Here is a 4,525-nt window from a genome sequence, read left to right as displayed (position 1 = left end):
GTGGCGATACCGATAGCGGTATGCGTCACGCGTGCATTGCTCGCCGCAAGGCGTTCCCTGCATGGAACGTTCGAAAGCAGCGAAGGACCGATAATGGCCGCGCGGTCCGACATAAGGACTATGATAGCCGGTGTAATAGCGGTGGCCCTGTGCGGCCGCGGGAAGGACGAATGCCACCGACAACACGGCAGCAAAGATAAGTCTGGGGTTCATTAAGACCTCCGTTGGTTGCCCGGTGACGAACGAAGGCCGCAGTATTCGGTTGCCTAAGGCGCTGTTTAAAATCGCGTCGCAGACCGCTTCCAGATTGGGATCAACTTCGTTTTATAAAGATTTTCCATCGCACTTCTTTCTCGCGAAAAAGCGCCGCCAGCGAAAGGCGAGCTGGACGGGGCAATTGACGAGGAGTGCAAGTACGCACCTATGACAATAAAAGCACGTCTCGAAAGTTTCGTCTTAAACTGAAGATTACAAAACGATCGCGTCAGTGCGGTCCGAACCTTACCTCGCGAGGGTGCCTTAGGCACCCTGATACTCAGCAACAAGATTCGCCTGGCGTGGAACCGAGTCTCAAACCGCCCGTTTGGTGACAGCGATTTGGCGGAGCAAAGCATGAAGTCTGGGCCAAAAATTACGCGCCGGCATGGCATTGGGTTCGCAGCCGGCCTGATGGTTGCTGCCAGCGGACTGGCCGACAATGTCAAAAGCGCGACCGCTAAGAGCGCGATCGCGGATGGCGCGACGGACACGTTTGATCGGAACGGCTCTCTACCCGCCGACGCAATTGAAAAGGCCATCGGTGCGGAAGGTTCATTCCATCACGGGGTGCTCTCAATTTCGATTGGCCGTAAAGATATAGGCACGGTGAAGGGGCGAATGGGTGTCACCTTTACCAAAGACTTTCAGATTGATGACGGATTTAATATCCAGCCATTGCCCGATGGCCGCGCTATGGTGAACGGCGAGATGACGGTCTTGCCGGACGAAGCAAATGCGGTGATAAGAGAAATTGTCGCGCAAGGACTGACATTTCAGGCGCTGCATCAGCATTTCATGGGTGAAGACCCGCAAGTGTTTCATATCCATTTGCGCGGGATCGACGCCCCAATCCGGCTGGCGGAAAAGCTGCGGAAAGTGGTCGAGCGAACCGCGGCGCCGTTACCTCAATCGAAAGAGAAGAATCCGACTTCACCGTTAGATCACCGCCGGCTTGCCCAAATCCTGGGCGGGGTCGGCGAAATCTCCGATGGAGGCATGGTTCACGTCATGATCCCGCGCCTGGAGCAGATCAGGCTGGGCGGCGTCGACGTCAATCCTTATCTTGGCGTGCTGACGCATGTAAATTTCATGCCGCTCGATTCCGCTGGGAAGAAAGTTGCGGTTGCGCCGGATTACGCCATGACCGCCGCCGAAGTTGACGCCGTCATGCGGGTCTCTATCCGTAACGGGTTCGATATCGGTTGCCTATACAATCAAGAAACCGACGAATTCCCGCAATTGTTTTTTTCCCACCAGCTCAAGGTCGGCGATGCGACAAGCCTGGCGCGCTCGGTCCGCGAGGCGCTTGATCAAACAGCGGTGCGGCACCTCGCGGCGCTGGGCGGCATGTCACGCTGATGCAGCCCCGCATTATGAGGCTGCGCGAAGCCCCGTTTGACCCCGTCGGCAACCCCGCGCATCGATAGCAGCGCAACTGAGGAAGCCGATAGCGCCGCTTCATAACGACCTCGCTCGAGAGCCGGGATCGATAAGCAATATTTTAATTGCCCTGGCCTTGCGTTTCTTCATCAACGCAGGCGGCTCAGCGCTCCAATGTGATTTCGGTTGCCGCCGAATCTTACGCGGCGTGCAGCCCCGCAACCTTTCGCGATCAATCCCCGTTAACACGGGCCGTTGGGGCGAGTTTGCATTTATTTGTCGGATTTTCGAAGGCCCGGGCTATGTTAGCGACATTCGTTATGCGCTTGGTCGACCTTTCCACGCGACATGCCGTCGTGACGCTTGCCTTTGCGCTGCTTCTGGGATCGGCGGCGGGAATTTTCGCTGAACGGCATTTTATCATCCGCACAGACACTACGAGTTTGCTATCTTCAGACCTCGCCTGGAAACGCCGCCTTGCGGCATACTCGCAGGCGTTTCCAGAGCGCGGGTTGACGGCCGTCGTCTCGGCGCCGACTCCCGAGCTCGCAGATGCTGCAGCCCGAGATCTTGCAAGCGCGCTGCAATCGCGAAAAGACCAGTTCGTTTCTGTCGCACGCCTGGAAACCGGTGATTTCTTCGCTCGAAATGCGCTGCTCTTTCTTTCCCCGGCTGCGCTCAAAGATTTGGATCGGAGGCTTCTTGGTGCAAGGGGCTTCATCGGCGTCGTTGCGGCAGACCCGAGCCTAAGAGGCGTCGCCGACGCGCTTTCGCTCGTGCTTGCCGGTGTTGAAAGCGGGCGGCTGCCGCTCGCAAGCACGATCGCGCCGCTGAAACATGCCGCAGAAGCGATCGACAACGTCTTGGCCGGGCGACCTTCGAGCTTTTCCTGGCAAAATCTGGCAACGGCAAGCGACCCCGATCATCGCCAGGTCTTGCGCTTCATTGAAATTAAGCCCGTCCTCGATTTCTCTAAACTTGAACCGGGTCGATCGGCTTCGCAAACAATTTCACAAATTGCGTCAGATCTGCTGCTGAACACGCGATACGACGCCGAGGTGCGGCAGACGGGCAGCGTCGCCGTCAACGATTCCGAATATTCGACAATCACGTCCAATCTGACGCGTAACGGTCTCATCGCATCGGGCGCCGCAGCGTTGATCCTTTGGTTGGCGCTCCGCTCGCTGCGCTTATCGCTCGCGGTGGGAATCACTGTCGGCGTGGGGCTCGCTCTTTCAACGGCTGCCGGGCTCTTGATCGTCGGAGCCCTGAACTTGATTTCAATCGCGTTCTTTACCTTGTTCATCGGCCTTAGCGTCGACTTCGCGATTCAGTTCACGGTGCGTTACCGCGCGGAGCGGTACGAATGCCCCGATCTGCAAGGTGCGCTCAGCCGCGCGGCTGCGAAGGCCGGACGACCCCTGGCGCTTGCGGCTTGCGCCACGGCCCTGGGCTTTTTCTCGTTTCTGCCAACGGCGTATCGCGGTCTTGCCGAGCTGGGCCAGATCGCGGGGGTCGGTATGCTCATTGCCTTCTTGAGCAGCATTACGCTTTTGCCGGCGCTCCTTTTCATATTGAAGCCCGCGCAGGAGGCCAAACCGATCGGGTTCGGATTCCTCGCACCCGTCGATCATTTCTTGATGCGTCATCGCATAGCTATCGTGGGCATTACTTTTCTTCTGGTTGTCGTTGCTGCGCCAGCGTTGCGATCATTGCATTTCGACTTCAATCCCTTGCATCTCCTCAACCCCCGTTCCTCCGCGGTGACGACTTATCTCGAACTCCAAAAAGAGCCCGAGATCGGTGCCAATGCGATCGATGTCATAGTGCCGAATTTGCGATCGGCGGATGCGCTCGGGAAACGCCTTTCAGAATTGCCCGAGGTCCGTGAGACAAAGACGCTCTCGTCATTCGTCCCGCAGCAACAAAAAATGAAGCTTGAGCTCATTCATATGGCGGCATCGGAGCTGCGTCAGTCGCTTGATCCGCCGAAGATCGAACCAAAGCCAAACGATCGCGATGTTGTTGCAAGCCTTTCGCAAGCCGCAGCTTTATTGTCCAAAGTGGCCATGTCGAATGCAGGCAAGGGGGCTGAGGCAGCGCGTCGTCTATCGACGGCGGTCACGCGGCTCGCAGCGGCCAGCCCGGCGATGCGTGAGAAGGCTTCGACCGTCTTCGTCGACCCGCTTCTACTATCGCTCGCCCAGCTTCGGAGTGGCCTCCGCGCAGCCCAGGTTTCGATTGACTCGTTACCGAACGAACTCGTGCGGCAATGGATCACGGCGCCAGGAGAGGCCCGAGTGGAGGTGTTGCCCAAGGGTGATCCGGGAGATAGTGCGACCATAAGCAGGTTCGCCGTGGCAGTCTTGAAGGTGGCCCCGAATGCAGCCGGGCCGGCGATATTCCTCTATGAAGCGGCGCGAACGGTTCTCTTATCGTTCATCGAAGCCGCCATTTTGGCCCTTACAGCCATAGCGGCGCTCTTGTTTCTGGCCCTGCGACGGCTGAGGGATGTTCTGCTCACTCTGCTTCCGCTCATGGTTGCGGGACTGGCGACATTGGAGCTCTGCGCGCTTTTGGGATTGGTGTTGAATTTCGCAAATATCATCGCCCTCCCGCTTCTACTCGGCGTTGGGGTCGCTTTCAAAATCTATTACGTCGAGGCTTGGCGCAGTGGGCGGACGGATCTGTTGCAGACGAGCCTGACCCGCGCCATATTTTTTAGTGGGCTGACGACGGCATCTGCTTTTGGCACTCTGTGGTTGTCCCAGAACCCGGGAATGTCGAGCATGGGCGAATTGATGGCCCTGGCGCTCGCCTGCACGCTTGTGGCGGCGATTTTGTTCCAGCCGGCATTGATGGGGCCGCCGCGGTCATCCTCGACCAA

The 4,525-nt window shown here is 57.9% G+C and carries 3 protein-coding genes; 2 read left to right on the top strand and 1 reads right to left on the bottom strand.

The window, feature by feature from the left end; translation table 11 throughout:
• A partial coding sequence (locus Q0025_RS14795; protein ID WP_297300460.1) for a hypothetical protein occupies window positions 1–213 on the bottom strand: 213 nt, incomplete at its 3' end.
• Window positions 214–612: 399 nt separating this feature from the next.
• Here Q0025_RS14795 and Q0025_RS14790 point away from each other — a divergent pair.
• Together Q0025_RS14790 and Q0025_RS14785 are read left to right on the top strand one after the other, a co-directional pair.
• Window positions 613–1,617 (top strand): DUF1259 domain-containing protein, encoded by a 1,005-nt coding sequence (locus Q0025_RS14790; protein ID WP_297300458.1) that lies wholly within the window; start codon window positions 613–615, stop codon window positions 1,615–1,617.
• 341 nt (window positions 1,618–1,958) lie between these two features.
• The coding region (locus tag Q0025_RS14785) for an MMPL family transporter (RefSeq protein ID WP_297300456.1) at window positions 1,959–4,525 on the top strand (2,567 nt) is incomplete at its 3' end.

It is taken from the genome of uncultured Methylovirgula sp., assembly GCF_947646745.1.
In the GTDB taxonomy this organism is placed as follows: domain Bacteria; phylum Pseudomonadota; class Alphaproteobacteria; order Rhizobiales; family Beijerinckiaceae; genus Methylovirgula.
This window is presented reverse-complemented; position numbering and strand designations above follow the sequence as displayed.